The organism is Vibrio scophthalmi (genome assembly GCF_040869025.1).
Classification (GTDB): domain Bacteria; phylum Pseudomonadota; class Gammaproteobacteria; order Enterobacterales; family Vibrionaceae; genus Vibrio; species Vibrio scophthalmi.
This window is the reverse complement of sequence record NZ_CP134271.1, coordinates 2,555,303-2,579,384: the sequence shown is the minus strand read 5'-3', so window position 1 is coordinate 2,579,384 and position 24,082 is coordinate 2,555,303. Positions and strand designations below refer to the sequence as shown.

16 protein-coding genes are annotated in these 24,082 nt (G+C 46.1%); 6 read left to right on the top strand and 10 right to left on the bottom strand.

All coding sequences use genetic code 11. From position 1 onward, the window contains the following. Nucleotides 1–123 precede the first annotated feature (123 nt). The 3 genes from rne to RJD38_RS11855 all read left to right on the top strand — a co-directional run bounded on the left by rne (nucleotide 124) and on the right by RJD38_RS11855 (nucleotide 6,951). Nucleotides 124–3,246 carry a ribonuclease E gene (gene rne, locus RJD38_RS11865; RefSeq protein ID WP_005595950.1) on the top strand — a complete coding sequence of 1,041 codons (3,123 nt, stop codon included), beginning with the start codon at nucleotides 124–126 and terminating at the stop codon, nucleotides 3,244–3,246. Nucleotides 3,247–3,541: 295 nt separating this feature from the next. After that, complete coding sequence (locus tag RJD38_RS11860; RefSeq protein WP_005595948.1) at nucleotides 3,542–5,101, top strand: SulP family inorganic anion transporter; 1,560 nt, start codon at nucleotides 3,542–3,544, stop codon at nucleotides 5,099–5,101. A gap of 251 nt (nucleotides 5,102–5,352) precedes the next feature. Next, complete coding sequence (locus RJD38_RS11855; RefSeq protein ID WP_083163404.1) at nucleotides 5,353–6,951, top strand: phospholipase D family protein; 1,599 nt, start codon at nucleotides 5,353–5,355, stop codon at nucleotides 6,949–6,951. Between the two features lie 71 nt (nucleotides 6,952–7,022). On the opposite strand, the gene RJD38_RS11850 is transcribed toward RJD38_RS11855, so the two are convergent. The 9 genes from RJD38_RS11850 to RJD38_RS11810 form a co-directional block, all read right to left on the bottom strand. Then, nucleotides 7,023–9,725: a hypothetical protein gene (locus RJD38_RS11850; RefSeq protein ID WP_065545498.1), complete on the bottom strand. Its 2,703-nt coding sequence runs from the start codon at nucleotides 9,723–9,725 to the stop codon at nucleotides 7,023–7,025. 246 nt (nucleotides 9,726–9,971) lie between these two features. Beyond that, nucleotides 9,972–11,090: a ribonuclease D gene (rnd, locus tag RJD38_RS11845; protein WP_005595944.1), complete on the bottom strand. Its 1,119-nt coding sequence runs from the start codon at nucleotides 11,088–11,090 to the stop codon at nucleotides 9,972–9,974. 70 nt (nucleotides 11,091–11,160) lie between these two features. Then, nucleotides 11,161–12,879 carry a long-chain-fatty-acid--CoA ligase FadD gene (fadD, locus tag RJD38_RS11840; RefSeq protein WP_065430086.1) on the bottom strand — a complete coding sequence of 573 codons (1,719 nt, stop codon included), beginning with the start codon at nucleotides 12,877–12,879 and terminating at the stop codon, nucleotides 11,161–11,163. 129 nt (nucleotides 12,880–13,008) lie between these two features. Then, nucleotides 13,009–13,854, bottom strand: coding sequence for an alpha/beta fold hydrolase (locus tag RJD38_RS11835; protein WP_065545499.1), 846 nt, complete (start codon nucleotides 13,852–13,854; stop codon nucleotides 13,009–13,011). Beyond that, nucleotides 13,855–14,412 (bottom strand): Slp family lipoprotein, encoded by a 558-nt coding sequence (locus tag RJD38_RS11830; protein ID WP_005595939.1) that lies wholly within the window; start codon nucleotides 14,410–14,412, stop codon nucleotides 13,855–13,857. Nucleotides 14,413–14,472: 60 nt separating this feature from the next. Next, on the bottom strand, nucleotides 14,473–14,775 hold the full coding sequence (locus tag RJD38_RS11825; protein ID WP_005595937.1) for a hypothetical protein: 303 nt from the start codon (nucleotides 14,773–14,775) through the stop codon (nucleotides 14,473–14,475). 41 nt (nucleotides 14,776–14,816) lie between these two features. Beyond that, nucleotides 14,817–15,518, bottom strand: a complete 702-nt coding sequence (gene tsaB / locus RJD38_RS11820) for a tRNA (adenosine(37)-N6)-threonylcarbamoyltransferase complex dimerization subunit type 1 TsaB (protein ID WP_065545500.1) — start codon at nucleotides 15,516–15,518, stop codon at nucleotides 14,817–14,819. 8 nt (nucleotides 15,519–15,526) lie between these two features. Further along, nucleotides 15,527–17,458, bottom strand: a complete 1,932-nt coding sequence (locus RJD38_RS11815) for an ATP-dependent DNA helicase (RefSeq protein WP_065545501.1) — start codon at nucleotides 17,456–17,458, stop codon at nucleotides 15,527–15,529. Between the two features lie 253 nt (nucleotides 17,459–17,711). Next, the gene (locus tag RJD38_RS11810; protein WP_005595931.1) at nucleotides 17,712–17,912 is read right to left on the bottom strand and encodes a hypothetical protein; all 201 of its coding nucleotides are present in this window, start codon (nucleotides 17,910–17,912) and stop codon (nucleotides 17,712–17,714) included. Nucleotides 17,913–18,112: 200 nt separating this feature from the next. On the opposite strand from RJD38_RS11810, the gene purU reads away from it, so the two are divergent. Both purU and RJD38_RS11800 read left to right on the top strand, forming a co-directional pair. Next, a complete protein-coding gene (gene purU / locus RJD38_RS11805; protein ID WP_009388036.1) occupies nucleotides 18,113–18,946 on the top strand; it encodes a formyltetrahydrofolate deformylase in 834 nt (277 codons plus the stop codon). A gap of 206 nt (nucleotides 18,947–19,152) precedes the next feature. Continuing rightward, complete coding sequence (locus RJD38_RS11800; RefSeq protein ID WP_065430083.1) at nucleotides 19,153–19,734, top strand: hypothetical protein; 582 nt, start codon at nucleotides 19,153–19,155, stop codon at nucleotides 19,732–19,734. A 71-nt stretch (nucleotides 19,735–19,805) separates the two neighbouring features. On the opposite strand, the gene RJD38_RS11795 is transcribed toward RJD38_RS11800, so the two are convergent. Further along, nucleotides 19,806–21,809, bottom strand: a complete 2,004-nt coding sequence (locus tag RJD38_RS11795) for an NADPH-dependent 2,4-dienoyl-CoA reductase (protein ID WP_065545502.1) — start codon at nucleotides 21,807–21,809, stop codon at nucleotides 19,806–19,808. 338 nt (nucleotides 21,810–22,147) lie between these two features. On the opposite strand from RJD38_RS11795, the gene sppA reads away from it, so the two are divergent. After that, nucleotides 22,148–23,998 (top strand): signal peptide peptidase SppA, encoded by a 1,851-nt coding sequence (gene sppA, locus RJD38_RS11790; RefSeq protein WP_065545503.1) that lies wholly within the window; start codon nucleotides 22,148–22,150, stop codon nucleotides 23,996–23,998. Nucleotides 23,999–24,082 lie beyond the last annotated feature (84 nt).

The window sequence follows — 24,082 nt, the reverse complement described above, 5'->3', positions numbered from 1 at the left end:
AACTGGAGTGCCCCAGAGCATCCCTCCAGCCGGGAGGCTGCACTGAATAAACCATGGGATCTGGCACCGTGAAAGAGACAACAAAGCAACAAGCACAATAAAAAATGACAACGAGATTTATAAATGAAAAGAATGCTAATCAACGCAACTCAAAAAGAAGAGTTGCGTGTTGCTTTAGTGGACGGTCAGCGCTTATTCGATCTTGATATCGAAAGCCCAGGTCACGAATCTAAAAAAGCAAACATATACAAAGGACGTATCACTCGCATAGAACCAAGCCTTGAAGCGGCTTTTGTTGACTATGGTGCAGAACGACACGGCTTCCTCCCTCTTAAAGAAATTGCTCGCGAATACTTCCCTCAAGGTTATACCTACCAAGGCCGTCCAAGCATTAAAGAAGTGCTAACGGAAGGACAAGAAGTAATCGTACAAGTTGAGAAAGAAGAACGCGGCAACAAAGGTGCAGCGTTAACCACTTTTATCTCTCTTGCGGGTAGTTATCTAGTTCTTATGCCTAACAACCCTCGCGCCGGTGGTATTTCTCGCCGTATCGAAGGTGACGAGCGTACTCAACTTAAAGCAGCACTAAGCACTTTGGAACTACCGCAAGGTATGGGTCTAATTGTGCGCACAGCTGGTGTCGGTAAGAGTGCAGAAGAGCTTGAGTGGGACCTAAACGTTCTTCTTAACCACTGGAGTGCAATCAAACAAGCGTCTGATAGCAACCCAGCACCGTTCCTTATTCACCAAGAAAGTAACGTCATCGTTCGCGCGATTCGTGACTACTTGCGTCGTGATATCGGCGAAATCCTAATCGACAGCAACACTATGTACGATCGCGCTCTTGAGCACATTCGTCTGGTACGTCCTGATTTCGTTAACCGTGTGAAGAAATATGACGGTGAAGTGCCGCTATTTAGTCACTACCAAATTGAAAGCCAAATCGAATCTGCGTTCCAACGCGAAGTTCGTTTGCCTTCTGGCGGCTCGATCGTTATCGACCCAACAGAAGCACTAACCTCTATCGATATCAACTCAGCTCGTGCAACTAAAGGCGGCGATATCGAAGAAACAGCGTTAAATACCAACTTAGAAGCAGCAGACGAAATTGCTCGTCAGCTACGCCTACGCGACCTTGGTGGTCTAGTGGTTATCGATTTCATCGATATGACCCCTGTCCGTCACCAACGTGAAGTTGAAAACCGTCTACGTGACGCGGTTCGCATGGATCGTGCTCGAGTGCAGATTGGTCGTATTTCTCGCTTTGGTCTACTTGAGATGTCTCGTCAACGCTTGAGCCCGTCTCTTGCTGAAGCAAGCCACCACATTTGTCCTCGTTGTACAGGTACTGGTGTTATTCGTGATAACGAATCACTGGCACTTTCGGTACTGCGTTTGATCGAAGAAGAAGCATTAAAAGATAACACCGCGCAAGTTCTTGCAGTTGTGCCTGTTCCAATTGCTTCTTACCTATTGAACGAAAAACGCCGTTCAGTGAACCATATTGAGAAGAACCAAGACGTTAAAATCTTAGTTGTACCTAACTCAGATATGGAAACTCCGCACTTTGAAGTGGTTCGTGTTCGTGAAGGCGAAGAGTTTGACTTGCTGTCTTACCTTCTACCGAAGAAACTCGATGCAATTAAAGAAGCGGAAGGTAAGGAATTACCGGTCACTGAAATCAAACCGAAGAAGATTGAAGAACCGGCTCTACGTGGTTTTGCAGCACCTTCGCAATCGGCGCCAACACCCGCTCCTGTGGCTGCACCAGCAAAACCTGCTGCGCCAGCTAAAAAGGCACCAGAAGCAGAAGCGCAACCAGGTCTGATTAGCCGCTTTGTGAAAGCGCTTGGCAGCTTCCTATTTGGTTCAACCAAAGAAGAAGAGAAGAAAGAAGAGCCGAAAGAGAACGAGCGTCCAAACCGTAACAATCGTAATCGTCGCAATAACCGTAACGATCGCAACAATCGCAATGACCGCAATAATCGTGGTGATCGCAATGAGCGTGGCGAGCGTAACGAACGCGGTGATCGCAATGAGCGTAATGATCGCAACCGTCGCAACCGTGACGACAAGCGTAATAAGCCTAACCGCGAAGAAGCGAATGTTGAGCAAAAAGCACAACAAGCTGAACCTAAGCAACAAAACCGTAAGCCTCGTCAAGACCGCCGTAACAAGCGTGAAGATGTCAAGCCGAACAAAGTTGCTGAAGAAGGCCTAAAACTTGCTGCTGAAGCTCAAGTTGATGCTGTCGAGCCTCGCGTTGAAGAAAAAACAGCGAAAGTGAAAGAGCGTCGTCAACGTCGTAAAATGGCTAAGCATGTTCGCGTGAAAGATCAGCAAGCACAATCAGAAGAGATTGTTGAGCTAATCATCGACGCTACGGCTGAAACTCCTGTTGCTGTAGAGCCAGCTGTTGAAACAACAAAAGCTGACAACAATGACAACGATGCAGACAATGGCAAACAACGTCGCAACCGTCGTTCACCTCGTCATCTACGTGCAAGTGGTCAACGTCGTCGTCGTGGACGTGATCGTCGCCCTAACCCATTCCGCCTACGTAAAGGTGGTGTTGCCTCTCCTGAGATGGCAATGGGTAAAGTGATGCCTCGTTTCGATCTAGCAAAACCAGCGCCTCGTTCTCAACACGCACAGCAAAAACATGCTGAGCCAGCTGTAGTTGAAGTCGCAACGGTAGCAACAGAGACATTAGGTGGTTTCGCTTGTCCTGAAATGGCAATGGGTAAAGTGATTATCCAACGCGAAGAGAAGATCGCTTCTCCAGCGGCTATCGCAGAGACAGTAGTAGAAGCAGTGATCGCTGAAACGGTTGTCGAAACACCTGTTGAAACTGCAGTTGAAACAGTAACTGAAGCGGTTGTCGAAGCGGCTCCAGTCGCAGCGCCAATCGTAGAAGAAGTTGTGGTTGAAGAAACCGTTGCTGAAATCGCTGTTGAAGCACCTATCGCAGAAGAAGCTACCGTAGCTGAAACTGTCGTAGTTGAAGAAGTCGTGATTGAAGAAACGATTGAGCCAGTTAAGGTCGAAGCAAAAACAACAGAACCTGTTGTAACAGTTAAAGCCCACGCAAGCTCACCAATGGCGAAAGCGCCAGGTCCTCAAGAACTACGTGAGATTGCTGTTCACGCTGCACCGTTCCGCACAGAACGTTACCAAGCCATTGGTGCTGGTAGCCAATCTGCTAAGAACCAAGCAGGCGCAGGAATGACGAAGCCAAGCTTCTAATCCGAACATAAAAGAACAAAGGCTGCTAGTAATAGCAGCCTTTTCTTTATTCTCACTTTTCTCTTTCAAGAAATACTACTCATCGAAATAGCACATTCTTAACTAAGAATTTATTTCGTACATATATCGGTTAACATCTGCTTCATTCTTGAACTTAATCACAGTTTTCGGTAGCATGCGCCGACTCGATCTGAATTTTACCTTACGTTACGCTGCTCTTTTACATCCAGTTTGCTCTAGTAACCGACAAGTCTAATTCAGAATAATTTTAAACACTTAGCCTAACTGAGCAAATATGTTTGAATTCCCTCAATTTTCAAAACACTCCGTAAAAAACGATGTGTTATCAGGTTTAACCGTTTCTCTAGCATTGGTTCCTGAGGCTGTAGCGTTTGCCTTCGTTGCAGGTGTCGACCCTATGGTCGGCCTTTATGCCGCTTTCATTGTTGGCCTTATCACCTCTATTTTTGGCGGCCGTCCGGGTATGATTTCCGGTGCAACTGGCGCAATGGCCGTAGTAATGGTCGCACTGGTTTCATCACATGGCGTGCAATATCTTTTCGCGGCTATTATGCTGGCAGGTCTGCTGCAGATTACCGCCGGCCTATTCAAGCTGGGCAAATTTATTCGCATGGTGCCACACCCTGTAATGATTGGTTTCGTTAACGGTCTTGCTATCGTTATCTTCCTAGCACAGCTAGGCCAATTCAAAGCGCCTGATATGAGCGGAGCATTAACCTGGTTACCAACCGACCAAATGATGCTGATGCTAGGTTTAGTCGCGCTGACGATGGCGATTATTCACTTCCTACCTAAGTTTACTACTGCTGTGCCTTCATCATTGGTTGCCATCGTAACGGTAACCGCGCTAGTAGTGGGTTTAGATTTAGATACTCGTACTGTGGTGGACTTCCTGCGTACCATGTCTGGCGATGAAGCAGCGACATTGGCAGGTTCACTACCAACGTTTTCGATTCCGATGGTTCCATTCAACTTGGAAACACTGCAAATTATTCTGCCTTACGCCATCATTCTTGCGGCGATCGGCTTAATTGAATCACTGCTAACTCTGACTGTATTGGATGAAATGACCAATACCCGTGGTCAGTCTAATCGTGAGTGTATGGGCCAAGGTCTTGCGAACGTCACCTGTTCTGTATTCGGCGCAATGGGTGGCTGTGCGATGATTGGTCAATCAATGATCAACGTAAACTCTGGTGGCCGTGGCCGTCTATCTGGCATCGTTGCCGCAGTCGCGCTACTTTGCTTCATCTTGTTTGCTTCATCACTGATTGAAATGATCCCACTTGCCGCTCTGGTTGGTGTAATGTTCATGGTTGTTATTGGCACCTTCGAGTGGGCTACGTTTAAGCTGGCTCGCCGCGTACCAAAACAAGATTTCTTTGTTATCGTATTGGTGACTGTTGTTACCGTACTGACTGACCTTGCGGTTGCCGTTGCAGTGGGTGTTATCGCCTCGGCGCTGATGTTTGCTTGGCAACACGCTAAGCACATTTATGCATCAAGCAAAACCAATGAAGAAGGAGCTAAGGTTTACCATATCCATGGCCCTATCTTCTTCGGTAGCGCAGCTAACTTCCTTGAGCTATTCAATCCAAAGAATGACCCAGCAGAAGTAATTGTCGACTTCGCTCATTCACGCGTGACTGACCACTCAGCGATTGAAGCCATCGAAACGCTAGCCGAGCGTTACGCCGCCGCAGGCAAAACACTACACTTGCGTCACCTAAGCCAAGATTGCCGAGCACTACTGCACAAAGCGGGTAGCCTGGTTGAGATCAACGTAAAAGAAGATCCGAGCTACAAGGTTGCTACCGACGTACTTGCTGGCTAAGCGATCAACAGGCTAAGCCTCTCGCTAACGAATGGCTTTCTAGTTGCAATCCTATTTTTAAAAGGCTTCCCAAGGGAAGCCTTTTTTATTGTTGTAATGGCCGACAAAGAATAACAACAGAAACAACAATGTTTGCTGGGTCTCAGACTCACCGCGTCGTCATAACATTTTTGCTAACGTTATGCTTAAATCGACATTACTACTGAACTCGCTTCGTTGAATATTCACCAGTCAGGACGACTTACCCCGTTATGTTTAAATCACGACGCACTATATTTCATACCACTTCTCGCCCAACTCGTCGCTTTGGGTTTTATCTTCGAACCGGCGTTCTATTACTCATCACGGTATTGGTTGCGACTGCGCTCTATGCGCATTTTTCACGACCTGACTCGGTCATCAAAGCATCATCCTTGACGCTACCACTCAACCCAAACACCAAGCTAGGCCAGTTAGCTACCCACTACATGAGTGAGAATCAAACTAGCGCGGCAGACCAGAGTGGCTTTTACCCCCTTAGTGATGGCCAAGAAGCTCTACTCGCTCGGATTGCGTTGATCGAAAATAGTGAACAATCTCTGGATTTACAGTACTACATCTATCGTGATGACAGCACCAGCTCATTGCTCACTCATGCTATTTTTCAGGCTGCAGAGAGAGGTGTAAGAGTTAGGATCTTACTTGATGACATGCAATCACGCAGCGATAGTGATATGGCTGCACTTGCAGCGCATGACAATATCGAACTGCGTCTCTTCAATGCCTTTGATAATCGCGTACTGCGCATGTTCGACTTCCTAACCAACTTCAGTCAAATGAATCGACGTATGCACAATAAAGCACTGGTTGCCGATAGTGCTTTTGCGATTGCGGGTGGACGTAACATTGGTGACGAATATTTTGCCGCCAATCATGATGTTGATTTTGGCGATTTTGACCTGCTGTTAGCGGGTAATAGCGTCGCGGAAATTAGTCACCAATTTGATCTCTACTGGAATAGTACTCCGGCCACGCCTATAGAGGCACTCGTTGAAGTGGGCCAAGCACCGACGGCTGAACAAGTGACGCAGTGGCAACGCCAATTGAGAAACCATTTCGACGGTTCAGAGTATTCAGCCAATATCAATCAACTGCCACTAATGAGGGCGCTCAACGGCAAAACACTTCCGCTCTATTGGGGCGAAGCAAAGGTCTACTATGATCAACCAAGTAAGGTCTATCAACCAGATCAAAGCCAGTTGATGCTTCATTCGCTAGGCGATATTTTAAGTCAGGCTGACTCTTCATTTGTGTTAGTTTCCCCTTATTTTGTCCCCACTCAAGCGGGCACGGATTTACTCACAAAAGCGGCGCAAGAAGGATTAGACATTACCATTATTACTAATTCGCTCGCTTCCAATGATGTCTTTGCCGTTCATGGTTGGTATGCTAAATATCGCAAGCAACTCATCGAATCAGGCATCAATTTGTACGAAGTCAAAGCCGATCCACAAGCGAAAAAGAACTACTCTTGGCTTGGCAGTTCCCGCACCAGTCTGCACGCGAAGACTTTCGTCATTGATGGACGTAAAATTTTTGCAGGCTCATTCAATTTCGATCCTCGTTCGGCATTCTTGAACACTGAAATGGGTGTACTGATCAACGCGCCTGAATTTGTCACTGATGCCCTGATGAATGTGGACGATATTTTGCACAAAAGCGCTTATCAGCTAATGCTTGATAACCAAGGTGACCTTCTTTGGATCAATCATCAAACCCACCGTCGTTATGATAGTGAACCAGACGCCAGTATTTGGCTACGCATTGGAGCGTGGATAGCAGGCATTTTACCGATTGAAACGCAACTCTAAATCGAGCAGCCGAAACAACACCAGTCAGATAACAAAAGAGCTTCCATTTGGAAGCTCTTTTGATTCACGGATTAATTTTCACTCTCAAGCAGTTTTTCTACCGCCCTGCGCACTTGAATCGAATCATCACGCAGGAATGCTTCTAAGCTCGTTCGATAACTGGTGATATCACCTGACGCTAACATTTCAAGCAGTTTTAGGCGGTTCTCTACGGTTAACCACTCTTGTAGATCAGGAATTCTTCCCTCTTTGGCTAAGCGTTGAACAAAAATCGCCGGTTCACGAGCCTCATGAGTCGCAAAATGTAGCAACATCAATTCACTCACACCAGCTCGATCAAGCCAGTCTAGCGCCCACTCTTCTTGGGCATAAAGCAGCGCCATACCATAGCTTTCTTTACTGATGGTATTGTGGCCTAAATGCTCATCACTCCAACGCTCGGTTAAACTAACCTCGCTGTTGATAATACGCTGAGCAACATAGGCGTCCTCAACAGTGTGGCAACACACCCAATGTAAGCCTCGCTTGCCTAGTTGACTGAAGAACACTGCGAGACGCTGCGCTTTTTTCTCGGGTAGCAACCAGATAAGATCGGAAGGACCAACTTGCTTTCGATAAGAGGCATACGGATCCCAACCTTGCAGCTTTGGCACACCAAGTGCTACTGGGCTCAACGACTCCACCCCCTCACCAGACTCTAAATAATCAAGGATCTGAGCGCTAATTTTGGTTGCTTTTTCTTCATCTAACTTTTCAATCAAAGCGGTGATTAACGTCGATTGGAACCAACTCTCAATCGGCAACTCAACCGCCGGATTCACCACTCTTGCATGCTGAAAAAATAGGGCTATTTGACTTGGGTAACAGCGTTCAAAGGATTTGAGCAGTTTTTCTCGTTCGGCCCATTGATGACGACCTATCATACTGTTGTCATCAGATTCGGCCCAAGCAAATGCTTTGACACGTTCACAATAGTACTGCCAAAAACGGGCATCCGCTGGTCGATAAGAAGCGACATCTTGATACGCCAATAATAGGTAAACATCGATATCCGCTTGAGCCACCCCTGTTGCGTGCAAACGCTCACTAATCTGCTGCTCTAATTCGACACTGTTCACCACCGCATACAAAGGATAGTCGGCCCAAAAACTGAAGACATGCTCAATAACACTCTGCGGAGCAATGGCATTCCATAATTGCCAATGGCGTTTTACTAAGATGGCTAAATCCGATTCAAGCTCGCCACTGGCAAAGGCTTCCATTAACCAAAATAGCGTTAAGATGGCGCGCTGATAACCATCGTAATGGTTTAGCAATGCATAAGCAGGTTGCGTTGGACTAATCATATCGCCAGCTCGACCGCCGTCGCAAAATAAACGGCTGCCCAACAAAGTGATCATTTGTGCATCATCGCTAGCGCAATCCACTTGAGTTAGCCACGTCCGCGCCTCCTCCTTTTGCGCCTTATCTAACTCGGAAAATCGTATAAGTGGATCGGTTAAAGCCGTCGGTAAGTGCTCTTCAAGCCATTCAATCAATTCATACTCTTCTGGCTCGTTTTCCATATGATCATTGAGGCGCCATGTGGCATAAAGGCACCCGCCAAGATGAGTCGGCAAGTGTTCCAATATCAACTCGTCTAGGCCGTTGATTTTATCGTCTATATTGTCCAATCGACTCCGCGTTATTTTTTCTAAGCGGGGGTTAAGCGGCTGATAACATGAACGCCACTCTTGTTCTGACCATACCTCTTCTAACGGGATCTCCTCTTCTGGTTCCTCATCACGAATTCGAGTATGTTCCCATTGCTCATAGCGGTTCTCCTGCTGCCACGATGCCGGTACCTGACTTAAATTAACCCCAGGATATTGCAATTTAACTTGCTCAAGCAAACCGATGGCTTCTTCATCAACACGCAAGCCTAAAATCAACTGCTGCTTTACTTGGTCTTGATACGCTTCGTGTTGATAATACGGCGCTTCTACCTGCCAAAGCCCTAAGCTGTAGTAAAAGCTCAATGTCGGATGCTCGGAGTCTGTTCTCGGCGTTGATAGCAAAGGTTGCTGACTTAAACGCTCGATCAACTGCTGCTTGAACCATGGATAATCCTCAGGATGGGCTGCAAAGTGGCTAAGTAGATCCATTTGATGTTGATAGCCATCACGATCCAGATAAAAATGACGACGAAGATGCTCCGCATCTGACCAAATATAAGCTTTGATTAGATCGCGGCTCCAACCAAATTCATCGACCAGTGCCATCAACATATCAAACGGCACTGTCCAAGACTCGGTATTCCAATAAGGCACCACAAAGCTACTTAGATAAAAACTGTGGGCGGGATTCACCTTGGCGAGCAAAAACAGCGCTTCGATACCAAAAAGATTGTTATCACTAAGCATTAAGTCACTGTAATCATTACGGCTACGTGAAAAATCCACCATTGCTTGCGCGGTCAACTCTAACTCTGGCTGTAACTGTGGAAAATTGAGTGCGCAAGCAAATAGCACCGGCTCACTCACATACTGATTCTTCTCATACTGTCGATACGCCTCAAAGACACAATTGACCAAATTACGATTAGCCCCCGCATCATCCACCTTTAACACTCGCCCAGAAGGATCAACAAATTCAATGTTGAACAAGGTGTTCATATGAAGTCGAAATGCGGTGCCATCAACTAAGCGTTGACGATACTCACTAAGCGCACTTGCAATGCTGTCGGGATCATGGGGATCAACCGAAATAAAAACCGTTTTATCGAATTCTGACATGACACACCTTAAAGCTCTCGTTGGTTAGAAAGAGTATTTATTCAAATAGATAAGATGCGCAGTATAGGCTTCAAGTCGCATAAATCTATGACGTGCGACACAGCTATCGGACTGCACTGAGAAAAACTGACCAATTGCACAATAAAGCAGCACTAACAAACTCAAACTATAAAAAATGGCCAAGTGCTTCAACACTTGGCCATTTCTGTAATGTATTCAATTTGAATAGAGACTCGACGAGAAAACTTATTTAACCAGCTTATCGAGTTTTTCACCGAGCAGCTCTAAACGCCAGCCTTGCATCAAATCAGGGCGCTTGGCTTCATCACGATTACGGCGCCAAACCCAAGTTAACAAGCTATTAAGTTGTTTTTTAGACGCAAGAAATTCTGTGGCTAAACCGCTCTTGTCAGACGCTTTTTTCACTTCATCTTTAAGCACTTTGAACAGTTGCTTATAACCCGGCATATCCATCAGACGCTCAATGCTTTCTGGATATTGGTCTGCCGGTGTTTCTTTAGCCGCTTTGACTAATGAAATAATACGTGCGCTGTGGCGCTGAGCTGAACGAGGATCAACCCCTTCTTGCTCCATTTGATGACGATTTTGAATACCTAAGCGCGCGACGGTCAATAAATCATTTTCTTTGAAGACAAAGTTTAATGCGAGATCACGACGAATCGCTTCTTTATAACGCCATGCTGCCAAAGGTTTAAGAATTGCCAATTCGCGCGGTCTTAATTGCCACGCACCTTTAATATCAAGATACGCTTTGTCAGTATCGACTTGTTTAATGCGCTTTGACGCAATTAAAGCACACTCTTGTTTTGCCGCAGGCCACCAGCCGGTAGGTTCAAGCTCGCTGAGCAGTTTTTCGTACAAAGGCTTCAGGTAGTGAACATCAGCCGCCGCGTAATCTAGCTGCTTTTGTGTTAATGGGCGTGCCATCCAATCTGTACGTGATTCGCTTTTATCTAGCTCTACGCCTAAATTAGCATTGACCAACGCAGCAAAACCGGTTGAAAGGCCATTGCCTAAAAATGCCGCCATAATCTGTGTATCAACCATAGGTTGCGGCAAACAACCAAAGCTATTGTTGAATACTTCTAGGTCTTCACCGCAAGCATGCAAAACCTTAGTCACAGAGGTGTCTTGTAGTAGATCGACAAAAGCGCTCATATCGTCAATCGCCAGAGGGTCGATTAATGATAACGTTTGGCCATCAAATAGCTGAATTAAGCCTAACTGAGGATAAAAGGTTCGGGTACGGACAAATTCGGTGTCTAGCATCACGGCTTCTACCGTTCTTGCTTGCTTACAGACAACTTCTAACTCGGTACTCTGGGTAATAATCTGATAGTTCACTTAATTCTCGCATAAAAATGCCGGCTACATGAGCCGGCATTCTATCACTAAATGTTCGCGGTTGCTTGGCTTACTCAGCGTTTGCTTGCGCCGCTTTTTCTTGTGCCGCTTTCGCGAGATTTGCGTCGTTTTCTTCACGCAAAACTCGACGCAAGATCTTACCTACGTTAGTTTTTGGTAGTTCATCTTTAAACTCAACCAATTTCGGGATCTTGTAACCTGTCATATGTTGACGACAGTGAGCGATCACTTCTTCTTTGGTCAAGCTTGGATCACGTTTAACCACATACAGCTTAACGACTTCACCTGAGACTTCATGCGGTTGGCCAATTGCTGCCACTTCCAACACTTTGCCATGCAGTGACACCACATCTTCAAGTTCATTCGGGTAAACGTTAAAGCCAGAGACCAGAATCATGTCTTTCTTACGGTCAACAATGTACAGCAAACCTTCGCTATCAAACTTAACGATATCGCCGGTTGATAGCCAACCATCTTCGGTTAACACTTCTTTGGTCGCTTCTGGACGCTGCCAGTAGCCTTGCATTACCTGTGGGCCACGAACTTGTAGCTCACCGACTTCAGTATTGGCTAGCGTGTTGCCTTCTTCATCGACAATTCGCACTTCTGTTGAAGGTACAGGTAGGCCAATCGCCCCTGTGTAATCGGTCAGGTCGTACGGATTGCCCGTCACCAGTGGTGCACATTCTGTTAAGCCGTAGCCTTCTAGCAGGTGAACACCCGTGATCTTCTTCCACTTCTCAGCCACGCCACGTTGCACGGCCATACCACCGCCAACCGATAGCTTCATGTTCTTGAAGTTTAGCTCGTGGAAGTCTTCGTTATTCACCAAAGCATTAAACAGCGTATTTACCCCAGTAATGGCAGTGAAGGCGTATTTTTGTAGCTCTTTGATGAAGCCTGGAATATCACGAGGGTTGGTGATCAGTAGGTTATTGCCACCGATTTCAATAAACAGTAGGCAGTTAACCGTTAAAGCAAATACGTGATATAGCGGCAATGCCGTTACAACAAGTTCACGGCCTTCAGAAAGCACTGGGCCATAGGCACCTTTAGCTTGCAGCACGTTTGAAACCATATTGCGATGAGTCAGAATCGCGCCTTTTGCTACACCAGTGGTACCGCCGGTGTACTGTAGGAACGCAATATCATCACCTGACATGAAAGGTTTCACGTATTGTAGACGACGACCTTTGTGCAGCGCTTTACGCATTGAAATTGCACCAGGTAAATCGTACTTAGGCACCATACCTTTAACGTACTTAACCACAAAATCTACTAACGTGCCTTTTGCACGTGGCAGCATTTGACCAAGACTGGTCAAAATAACATGCTTAACCGGCGTATTTTCTACTACTTGCTCAAGGGTGTTAGCAAAGTTAGAGACAATCACGATCGCTTTCGCGCCAGAGTCATTTAACTGATGCTCAAGCTCACGCGGGGTATAAAGAGGGTTAACGTTAACCGCAATACAACCTGCACGAAGCACACCAAACAATGCAACTGGGTATTGCAGCAAGTTCGGCATCATCAGTGCTACACGATCGCCTTTCTTTAGCTTCAGATCGTTTTGTAAGTAAGCGGCGAATGCACGGCTGCGCTCTTCCAATTTACGGAAAGTCATCACAGAGCCCATATTCATGAACGCTGGCTGATCAGCATATTTTTGTACTGACTGCTCAAACATTTCAACCAGTGATGGGTACTGATCTGGGTTGATGTGCTCAGGCACTTCATTTGGATAACGAGACAACCAAGGTTTATCCACGATAACTACTCCTCGAAAAAATCAGGTGTGGTAATAACATAGAGAATGAACAGCGCTTATAGCACGTCATTTATATGGCTAATTACAACACAGGCGAAGGGTTCGAGCACGAAACACTCAAACACTTGTTTAAATTTTGTTAACTAAGCCAAAAATCCGCTCTGCGACGGCTTGTGGCTGCTGTAAATGGCAGTGATGTCCACCTTCAATGTAGACAACATCGGTAAAGTTGTCGTTATCTTGTTGAAGATGCTCATAGCCCATTGTCCCCAAGATAATCAATTGAGGGCAATCTATCTGTTGGCGAAACTGTGCGGCATGCACACTGGCCATGCGATATAACGAATCACTTTGCAGTTTTACATCATGTCGCCAAGCCCAACCATTTTCGCGCTCACACATACCTCGGCTAACCACTGGCTTAATCTGCTCTGCCAGCAAATGGTTCACTCGAACACGCAAAGCAATGGCGTCATCTAAGGTAGAAAAAGTACGGAGAGGCTTATTGCGAACACGTTGTCGACTTTTAATTCCAGCCCGTAAACGTGTCACACAATTGTGCGGTTCTTCGGCTAATGGACCATTGCCTTCAATCTGCACTAATCCTGCAACTTGTTCAGGAAAGGCGGCACTATAGCAACTTGCTAACAAAGCACCAAGGGAATGTCCAACTAACAGCAACTTGTTTGGCGAAATATTCACCAAAAGCTGGTAAAGGTCATCTAAATAGTCAAAAAACAGATAGAAGTTATCCGCGGATTTGTGGCTAGAAAAACCGTGCCCAGGTAAATCAATCGCACAAATATGCATGCTTGGATTGAGAGTAATTAGCGCTTCAATGGTCGTTTGAAAGCTCGCGGCATTATCCAACCATCCATGCAGTAACACTAATGAGCAAGAAGATGATTGCGCATCCCCATACTCTAGCGCCGCAATTGAGCCTGATGAGGTCGTATAGCAAGTGGATCGGAGCATCTATCTCACTTCTTGGATCACTCTGCCTTGGCGAGTATTGTAATGGATATCACGGCAATGAATACTGCGGCAAGGGTAGATATAACTGCCAATGTCATCAACAATCACACGTTCTTCAATACGCCACAAATGATAGCCAGTTGCTTGCATGACTGGGAAAGTATAATCAAACTGCCCCACCTTACCCTGTTCAGAACCATCAGCGGCCCCTAACAATGTCACGAGGCGGCCTTTACTCAAGGTAACAGGATCGGCAAAACCCTCTACGTAAGCAACGAAGCGACCATTTGGCTCTTGATTAATATCAGGTTTACCAGAGCCGTTGATTGGTAAGTTGACCACTTCAATACGCGTCTGCTGAGGCAAATTCGTCACTGCCGCAATCACCCCACCTAAGCGCAATTCATTAGGCGCTTGAGGCGATGCTTGCCAAGTTTGGTAATCAGTCACAATGTTAGGATTATCACTGGTTAAATTAACTGGCAAAGAAGCACAACCAAGCATTGCTAGAGAGAGTATGCCCACGGTAAAAAATCGAACGAAAAGGGAAATGTTCATACTGCTGTCACTCTTAGTAGATCTCAGTAAATAGTACCGAGGATTGAATATTCATACCGATTAGATATAGATATCGACACCGAGCATTTGGATCAGTTCATCCCGTTTAGCCTGATTCATCACTCGCATATACTCTTCTAGTGCTTTACGACTGCGACCTTCAGGAAGGTCGTATTGAATTTGGGCTTTGTGAATATCGGATTCTTGGACATGACGAATGGTATGGGCAACCGCATTAGCCACCTTTGATGGCTGGCTGGTCGATTGCTGACTTTGCGACTTATTAATCTTGCTTTGTTTACTGGCCTTATTGGCTTTCTTTGGGCCAGGAATCGCAGCCGGTAATCCATTAATCGACACCATACTATTCGCCATTATCCTCTATCGAACACTCACGAAAACGACTATTCGCGTCCTGGCAGTTTTTTCCACGCGACGTTATCACGTAGGTAAACCGGCGTGGAATCTTCAACCGCCACTGCTTCACCATTGGCGAATGCAAACTGAGCAAGGTGCACGATATCTTGCGCATCTGGATACAATACACCACCGTCCACACAACCCAGTGGTAAAGTCTCCATCGCTTCTTGATAAGCCGCCCACCCAGTACCAACAGTGGCCCACTCAGACTCATCCGCTTGGATCTGCTGTACCAACTCATTTGGTGCAATGACACATTCTTGATCAACCGCAATCCATGAGCCGTTCTCTTGGCGAGCGTAACGTCCCCAGTACACTTCATTCATACGCGCATCAATCGCACTGGCAACTTGAGTTGCGCCATTTAAACGGTATGCACCTTGCGCCATCGCTTCTAACGTTGAAATCGCCAACATTGGCAATTCCGCGCCGAACGCTAAGCCTTGTGCGATACCAATACCAATACGTACACCGGTAAAGCTACCCGGGCCACGGCCAAAAGCCAATGCGTCAAGATCAGTCAAACTGATGCCCGCTTCTTTCAACACTTCATCGACCATAGGCAAAATTAATTTAGTATGGTCACGAGGGGCAACAGCACTACGAGAGTAGACTTTGTCATTAATTAGTAAGGCAACCGAGCAATTTTCTGTTGCAGTATCTAGGGCAAGAATTTTTGCGCTCATTCAATTCTCTAATCTTGGTTATTTGTTTCTGAAATCTGTTGAAGAAAGTCTTCTATTGACCCCAAATCTCGCGTACGCGGGATTGGCGGTAAACTGCCAAGGAAGACGCCACCATAATCACGTGTCACCAATCGGTTATCGCAAATGATCAACGCCCCTTTGTCTTTCTTGTCACGTATTAAACGCCCGACACCTTGTTTGAGTGTAATCACCGCATCGGGTAACTGCACCTGCGCAAAGGGATCGCCACCTTTAAGTCGGCAATCTTCGATACGTGCTTTAAGCAACGGATCATCCGGCGCGGTAAACGGTAATTTGTCGATAATAACACAGCTAAGGGTGTCACCTCTAACATCAATCCCTTCCCAAAACGCCCCTGTTGCCACCAGCAAAGCATTTCCTAGCTCCATAAACTCGGCTAAGGTTTTTTGCTTACTGGTCTCGCCTTGCATTAATACAGGAACAGTAAGCACCTCTCGGAAACGCTCCCCCAAGTCTCGCATCATGCTATGCGAAGTACAGAGGAAGAAACAACGGCCTTGGTTCTGCTCAATCAAAGGAGCAAGCATGGAGACTAATTTTTCTGCCATCCCCGGACTATTCGGTTCTGGTAGGTAGCGCGGCACGCACAAACGCGCCTGAGTGGGATAGTCAAACGGGCTTGGTAATGAAAACTGTGCTTGTGGCTTAATACCCAAGCGCTCGGTAAAGTGGGAAAAGTCGCCATTCACTGCCAAGGTTGCCGAGGTAAAAATCCACGCCCCTTGCTTAAGTTCAATTTGTTCATTGAACTTATCCGCCACACTCAGCGGAGTAATATGCAAACTAAAATGGCGCGGCGTAGTATCAAACCAATAAGAATAGCCGGTAATCGAAACATCGCAGACACGGTCAATACGTCCTTTAATGGTATGAGCACGTTCAAAAGCGGTATCCAGTAATTGGCACCGACCCAGCGCTATTTTTAGTACTTCGATGGTAAAATCGATCGCCTCTCGAACGCGCTCTAACTCACGTGCAACCGGAAGCGACTTAATCGCTTCACGCCAGTTGCCACGAAACCCAGGCTCGCCAAGCACAATGCGCATATCCATCGCCGACTGGTTGAGTTTTTCTGCCACTTTTTGCAATTGGCGCATATCTTTCGCTTCAGTGCGATAAGCAATCTCAATATCTTTACTCAGCTCTTGGATCTGACGACTCGACACTGACTGACCAAAATACTGGCTGGCAATATCGGGTAACTGATGCGCTTCATCAAAGATAAACACTTCAGCCTCTGGAATTAACTCGCCAAAACCGGTTTCTTTGATCGCCAAGTCGGCAAAAAACAGATGGTGGTTAACCACAACCACATCGGCATCTAACGCGCGCTTACGTGCTTTGAGCACGAAACAATCCGTGTAGCTTGGACACTCTTTGCCTAAGCAGTTGTCATTGGTTGAGGTAATCGTTGGGATCACAGGGCTATCTTCAGCGATCGCATCACAATCGCCTAAATCGCCCGTTTTGGTGGCGGAAGACCATGTTCTGACTTTAACCAGTTGCGCCAATAAGGTGGGATCGGAATGATTACCATGGCTTTCAATCATTTGACGGCTAAGACGATCCAAACATAAATAGTTTGCCCGCCCCTTTAGCAGGGCAACTTGACCATAAAAGCCCAGAGCGCTGGTCATCAAAGGTAAGTCACGGTGAAAAAGCTGTTCTTGTAGGTTTTTCGAACCGGTACTAATAATAGTTTTTTTCCCACTCATCAACGCAGGAACAAGGTAAGCAAATGTCTTACCGGTACCCGTACCCGCCTCGATCACTAATTGACCTTGTTCTTGAATCGATTTTCTGACTGACTCCGCCATATCAAGCTGAGCTTGGCGCGGCTGAAAACCCGGTATCGCTTTACCGAGAGCACCATCTTGAGAAAAGGTTTTTGAGATCATGCGAATGTGATGTGATGAAAAAAGTCAGTATACCCTAATCAAAGCGCGATGGAGAGAACCGTCAATTGACTGCTGACGAAAGCACCAATTGGACCGCAACTCCTCCGCCGATTGAGCCACTAATTTCTTCATCATGTACTGAGCATTGGCAATAAAAAACGCGACTCACTCGAAGTCGCGTTTAGACAATTTCCTGTCGTGTTTATTTAACGGCATACTGAGCATATAGCTTTGCCGATAGACGATTATAACATTATCGGCGGTGTAGGTAGCGCGCTAACCAAGCTGGACCATCAAAATCATTTTGACTGTCGATCATTGCTCTCGCCGCTTCGCTCGGAGATGCTTTGCAATCCCACTTTTCAGTGAGTATCGTTTGATCTAATTCGCAATCACCCAGCAGTGCGTTCACTCGTTCTGAATATAACTTACGGGCTAATAGTTCTTTATCCATACCTACCACCTTAAGACGCTCAAATGAGGAAAGAAATCTTTAACTAACTCGATAACCAACTCTGTTTTAAGTAGATTATTTGTTGAATTCAAGTCGATATTAGTTTAATTGTTACTCAATTATTGCGGGATAGCTCACTGTTCGGAAGCCCCGAAAAAATTCACCATACGAAAAAAATAAATCACGGAAGTAATTACAAAATGGAAAAGAAAACACTGCTAACTCACTGTAGTGATGCCCCTGGACTGATTTCGAAGATCACCAACATCTGTTACAAGCATCAGTTGAACATCATCCACAACAGCGAATATGTGGACAATCCGAGCGGTCACTTTTTTATGCGTACCGAGTTGGAAGGCTATTTTAATGATCAAACCTTCCTTGCCGATCTTGATCAAGCCCTGCCGACCGGGGCAAAACGTAAGTTAATGGACGCGAGCCGCAAACGTGTCGTGATCTTAGTCACCAAAGAAGCCCACTGTTTGGGTGACATTTTAATTAAGAATTACGATGGCAGCTTAGACATTGATATTGCCGCCGTTGTTGGTAACTACGACACCCTGCAGGGCCTGACGGAAAAGTTCGATATTCCTTATCACTGCGTCAGCCACGAAGGCCTCTCACGTGAAGAGCATGAGCAAGCGATGCTGAAAGTGATTGAGCAATATGAAGCTGACTACCTAGTACTGGCCAAATACATGCGCGTGTTAACGCCGAGTTTTGTCGACAAGTTCCACCACAAAATCATCAATATCCACCACAGTTTCTTACCAGCATTTATTGGCGCAAAACCATACCAACAAGCGTTTGAGCGTGGCGTAAAAATCATTGGTGCAACGGCACACTTCGTGACTAACGATTTGGATGAGGGGCCAATCATCAAACAAGATGTTATCCCTGTCGATCATACGTTCAGCGCTCGTGACATGGCGCAAGCGGGCCGAGATGTAGAGAAAAGCGTATTGAGTAAGGCATTAAATAAAGTGGTTAATGACCATGTGTTTGTCTATGGCAATAAAACCGTCATCTTATAATCGCCTTCATCTGTGAATTTCAGCTGAACAGATTTCAACCAATGTTCAGCTGATATTTTCACCGTCAGAGAAAAACCTTTTTTAAATCAGTGAAACGTTTGCGTTCTCAGCATATCATGATGCTGTGTTGATACTTTTGCCACTAGCAATCGTTCAACATAGTAAAAAATAACATACTGAAAATTATATTAATAACGAGTCACAAGATGAAAAAAGTATTCCTTATCGCTGCGGTTTCAGCGGCACTGTCATTCCCTACAGCATTGTTTGCTGCCGAGCCGGTTGAGTTTCAACAAATCCCCCAGATCATGAGTCAGTTTGAGACGGCACCACTGTACGTTAAAAAAGCACCCACCCTTGGTCGCCTGCCAAAACAACAAGAACTCGGCCAAGACTTTCCAACTTATGTCGCTGATGGTAAGGGTGGTTATACACTTGAAACCAATAACGTCATGACCAAAGATGTCATCGTCGCCAGCATGCACACCCCTATCGTAGGTGATGTTTACAACCAATGGTTAATCCCAACCAATGTATGGGTAGAAACTTACGGTAGCTTGCCAACCTCGACCGAATTCCAGTCATTTAAGCGCATTACCACCATCAAGGCGATTAAGATTGATGAGCAGATGCTCGATCTTCTTGGCAGCACCGATGGCGAAACGGCTGTCATCAAGGTCAGTTGGGATGATAAAGGCATGAAGGTCTACAAAGATGGCTACCTAGCTGACTACGAATATGGCATTGCGCCAAAAGAGATGCACGAAAACTACGAATTAGCGAAGTAATCAGTCAATGAAAACAACAATCCCTCCAACGGGAGGGATTGCAAGCAACTAGGATCAAAACAAACTCTGAATTACAGCTTCAAGCCTAATTCGACTCCCTGACGAATAGCACGAACAGCATCTAACTCACCGGCATGATCAGCGCCACCAATCACATGCAGTTTTTCACAAAATTCAGGCCACTGAGACTCAAAAGGACGTACCGATTCTTGTCCGGCGCAAATCACCACTTTATCCGCCGGGATCAACTGGGCTTCGCCATCTTGTTCTATATGTAAACCCGACTCATCAATCGCCTGATAACGCACACCGCCAAGCAGATGCACTCCCCGCTTTTCAAGCGTTCGCTTATGAATCCAACCGGTGGTTTTACCCGGACCTTTGCCAACTCTGCCTTTGCGGCGCTGTAATACCCATACTTCAGTATCACTCGAAGTGTCTGGGAATGGGTAGAGACCGCCAGGATGAGCAATTTCTTTGTCTATCCCCCAATCGTGCAACCAGTCATCAAGCTGATTTTCTAGTGGCTCCGTGATCATGGTAGCGATATCAACACCAATCCCTCCGGCACCGACAATCGCAACTTTGCTACCTAAAAAAGTTTTCTCTTTAATCAGCGTTTGATAATCGATAACTTTGTCTGGATTATCGATACCTTGAATATCAACATGGCGTGGTTTTACCCCCGATGCCATGATCACTTCATCGTACTCTTTGAGTAAGTCAAAGTCGGCTTCGGTTTCCAAATGCAATTTCACGCCCGTTTCATCAATCTGGTTGGCAAAGTAACGAATGGTTTCTCTAAACTCTTCTTTACCCGGTATTTGCATCGCCAGGCGAAATTGACCGCCAATCCGATCGCTACGCTCAAACAGATCAACCTGATGACCTCGCCTTGCTAAGGTCGTCGCACAAGCAAGCCCCGCAGGCCCTGCGCCCACCACGGCAACGGTCTTCAAGCTGGTGGCACTTTCTTCTACTAATTCTGTCTCGCGACATGCATAAGGGTTCACCAAGCAACTGGCTCGCTTGCCCTTAAACACATTGTCTAAACACGCTTGGTTACAGCCAATGCAGGTATTGATCAAATGCGCTTGTTGCTTTTCAGCTTTGATAACAAAATCAGCATCGGCGAGAAATGGCCTTGCCATTGATACCATGTCAGCGTGACCGGAAGCTAAAATGCGCTCCGCTTCTTCTGGGGTATTAATACGATTACAAGTCACAATCGGCACGGAAACATGCGGGCGGACTTTTTCTGTCACCCAAGTAAACGCACCGCGCGGTACTTGGGTGGCAATGGTGGGAATACGCGCTTCATGCCAACCGATACCAGTATTAATAATAGTGACACCCACTTGCTCCAAGGCCTTAGCCAACTCCACCACTTCATCAAAAGTACTGCCTTGCTCGACCAGATCCAGCATCGATAAACGGAATATAATAATAAATCGCTCGCCGACTGCCTGACGAATCGCCTTAACAATTTCGAGCGGTAAACGCATACGATTTTGGTAACTGCCACCCCATTGGTCGTAACGATTATTGGTGCGTTGACAGATAAACTGATTGATCAGATAACCTTCTGAACCCATCACTTCAACACCATCATATCCCGCTTGCTGAGCAAGCTTGGCACTGTTAGCAAAAGCATCAATTGTTTTCAGTATTTGTCGTTCACTCATTTCACTTGGGGCGAAGCGAGCAATTGGTGCTTTGATTGCCGAGGCACTTTGAGCGAAGGGGTGCATTGCATAACGCCCAGCATGGAGCAACTGTAGTGCTATTTTACCGCCATGTAGATGAACCGCTTCCGTAACAATACGATGAGCATCAGCGTGTTTTTCTTTACTAAATTCGGCGCTAAATGGATGTAAACGGCCACGTAAATTCGGAGAGAAGCCTCCCGTCACAATCAGACCAACACCGCCCTTCGCTCGTTCAGCATAAAAGGCTGCGAGCTTATGGAGACCTTGCTTATCTTCTTCCAATCCGGTGTGCATTGATCCCATCAAAACGCGATTACGTAACTCAGTAAAACCAAGATCGAGTGGTTTGAGCAAATTCGGATACATAACGGAGGCTCTCTTTATTGGTCTGGTCTGACCACAATATGCATAAGCAACACAAAAATCAAACATGCGTTTACATTTTTGAAACATCAGTCAAATTATCGTGGCAGATCTTCAAATCACGGCCACAACCTGTGAGTGATTGACTAAATTTATATTTGAAACTGCTTAATCGGTCTGGCTTGAATCTATGAGTTTCAGTAGGATGTATTTATAAACTAACCGTTTAACGGCAACCAACCTGTCGTTTTATCGAATAAATACCTTGGCCACCCAGATATTTAGTTTACTGGGTTGTAAAAGGAATGCGGGTTACCTGTGTCACACACAGCGGAGAAATAATGAAAACAATCTTTAAGTATATAGGCCTCTTTTTTAAAGGTATTTGGAAACTGATTACCTTTGTTCGTTTGGCCATCGCCAATTTGCTTTTTCTCGTTGTGATTGCGACTCTCTATTTTATTTACTCGGGTGCAGAGTCCCCAGAACCGGCGCAGCAGCAACCATCCGCGTTAATCCTGAACCTATCGGGCCCTATTGTTGAGCAGTCAACCTATAACAACCCGCTTGACTCACTGAGTAACTCACTATTCGGTAATGATTTGCCACGTGAAAATGTCCTATTCGATATTGTGGAAACCGTGCGTCACGCAAAAAATGACCCGATGATTTCGGGTATCGTGTTGTCGCTCGGTGATATGCCAGAAACCAATCTAACCAAGCTACGGTACATTGCTAAAGCGTTAAATGAGTTTAAAGCCGCTGGCAAGCCAATTTATGCTGCGGGTGGTTTCTACAACCAGAGCCAATATTATCTTGCTAGCTATGCTGACAAAATCTACCTTGCGCCTGATGGCGCGGTGATGATCAAAGGCTACAGCGCTTACTCAATGTACTACAAAACCTTGCTTGAGAAGCTCGATGTCAATACGCACGTCTTCCGTGTGGGCACGTATAAATCGGCCATTGAGCCATTTATTCGTGATGATATGTCACAAGAAGCCAAAGAATCGGCCTCACTTTGGTTAGGCCAATTGTGGGGCGCTTATGTCGATGATGTCGCAACCAACCGCTCGATTGATGTCGCAACACTCAACCCAACTATGGATGATTTTCTTGCCCAGTTAAAAGACGCCAATGGTGATCTTGCCGCACTGTCGTTAAAAACTGGCTTAGTCGATGAGCTCGCAACGCGCCAACAAGTACGCAAAGCGATGATCGATGCCTTTGGTAGCAATGGGGAAGACAGCTATCACTATGTTGACTACTACCAATACGCGACCACTATTCAACCAAGCTTTAATGCCAACAGTGACGACATTGCTGTCGTCGTGGCCAGCGGAGCGATTATGGATGGCACTCAACCACGCGGCTCGGTTGGCGGTGACACTGTCGCTTATTTATTGCGCGAAGCGCGTAACGATAGCAAAGTCAAAGCGGTAGTGCTTCGTGTCGATAGCCCAGGCGGTAGCGCTTTTGCTTCTGAAGTAATTCGTAATGAAATTGAAGCACTAAAAGAAGCCGGTAAGCCGGTGGTTGTGTCGATGTCTAGCCTTGCCGCTTCTGGCGGCTATTGGATTTCAACCAGCGCTGATCGTATTGTTGCCCAACCCACCACACTTACTGGCTCAATCGGCATCTTCAGCGTGATCACGACCTTCGAAAAAGGATTGAATAATATTGGTGTCTATACCGATGGGGTGGGTACTTCACCATTCTCCGGCATCGGCATTACTACCGGTATTCCAGAAAAGGCGGCCGATGCCTTCCAACTTGGTATCGAGCATGGTTACAGCCGTTTCATCAATTTGGTCAGCCAAAGCCGAAACATTGCCTTAGATAAGATGGACAACATTGCTGAGGGCCGAGTGTGGACAGGTCAAGATGCGCTACGCCTTGGCCTTGTCGATAAGATGGGGGATTTTGATGACGCCGTGGCATTGGCCGCAGAGCTCGCTAAGCTAGATAGCTACAACATCTACTGGGTTGAAGAACCACTAACACCCGCACAGCAGTTTATTCATGAGTTTATGAATCAAGTGCAGGTGTCTCTTGGTCTTGATGTCAGCGCGATATTACCACCAGCATTACAACCTGTTGTGCAACAAATCAACCAAGATGCTAGCCTGTTACAGAGTTTCAATGACCCGAAAGGTCAATACGCATTTTGTTTAAATTGCCAAGTTCAGTAGCGGTACATAATTTGTTCGATTGAGCATTTTGCTAATAAGTTAAACCACAAAGGGGCACTTGCTGTAGGCAGTGCCCCTTTTTAT

What these genes read in the sequence shown, in the direction of transcription:
- RJD38_RS11835 (WP_065545499.1), bottom strand. Translation starts at nt 13,854, where the DNA reads ATGCTCCGATCCACTTGCTATACGACCTCATCAGGCTCAATTGCGGCG.
- RJD38_RS11815 (WP_065545501.1), bottom strand. Translation starts at nt 17,458, where the DNA reads ATGATCTCAAAAACCTTTTCTCAAGATGGTGCTCTCGGTAAAGCGATA.
- RJD38_RS11795 (WP_065545502.1), bottom strand. Translation starts at nt 21,809, where the DNA reads ATGTATCCGAATTTGCTCAAACCACTCGATCTTGGTTTTACTGAGTTA.
- RJD38_RS11830 (WP_005595939.1), bottom strand. Translation starts at nt 14,412, where the DNA reads ATGAACATTTCCCTTTTCGTTCGATTTTTTACCGTGGGCATACTCTCT.
- tsaB (WP_065545500.1), bottom strand. Translation starts at nt 15,518, where the DNA reads ATGAGCGCAAAAATTCTTGCCCTAGATACTGCAACAGAAAATTGCTCG.
- RJD38_RS11855 (WP_083163404.1), top strand. Translation starts at nt 5,353, where the DNA reads ATGTTTAAATCACGACGCACTATATTTCATACCACTTCTCGCCCAACT.
- RJD38_RS11860 (WP_005595948.1), top strand. Translation starts at nt 3,542, where the DNA reads ATGTTTGAATTCCCTCAATTTTCAAAACACTCCGTAAAAAACGATGTG.
- RJD38_RS11825 (WP_005595937.1), bottom strand. Translation starts at nt 14,775, where the DNA reads ATGGTGTCGATTAATGGATTACCGGCTGCGATTCCTGGCCCAAAGAAA.
- RJD38_RS11810 (WP_005595931.1), bottom strand. Translation starts at nt 17,912, where the DNA reads ATGGATAAAGAACTATTAGCCCGTAAGTTATATTCAGAACGAGTGAAC.
- RJD38_RS11800 (WP_065430083.1), top strand. Translation starts at nt 19,153, where the DNA reads ATGAAAAAAGTATTCCTTATCGCTGCGGTTTCAGCGGCACTGTCATTC.
- purU (WP_009388036.1), top strand. Translation starts at nt 18,113, where the DNA reads ATGGAAAAGAAAACACTGCTAACTCACTGTAGTGATGCCCCTGGACTG.
- RJD38_RS11850 (WP_065545498.1), bottom strand. Translation starts at nt 9,725, where the DNA reads ATGTCAGAATTCGATAAAACGGTTTTTATTTCGGTTGATCCCCATGAT.
- sppA (WP_065545503.1), top strand. Translation starts at nt 22,148, where the DNA reads ATGAAAACAATCTTTAAGTATATAGGCCTCTTTTTTAAAGGTATTTGG.
- rne (WP_005595950.1), top strand. Translation starts at nt 124, where the DNA reads ATGAAAAGAATGCTAATCAACGCAACTCAAAAAGAAGAGTTGCGTGTT.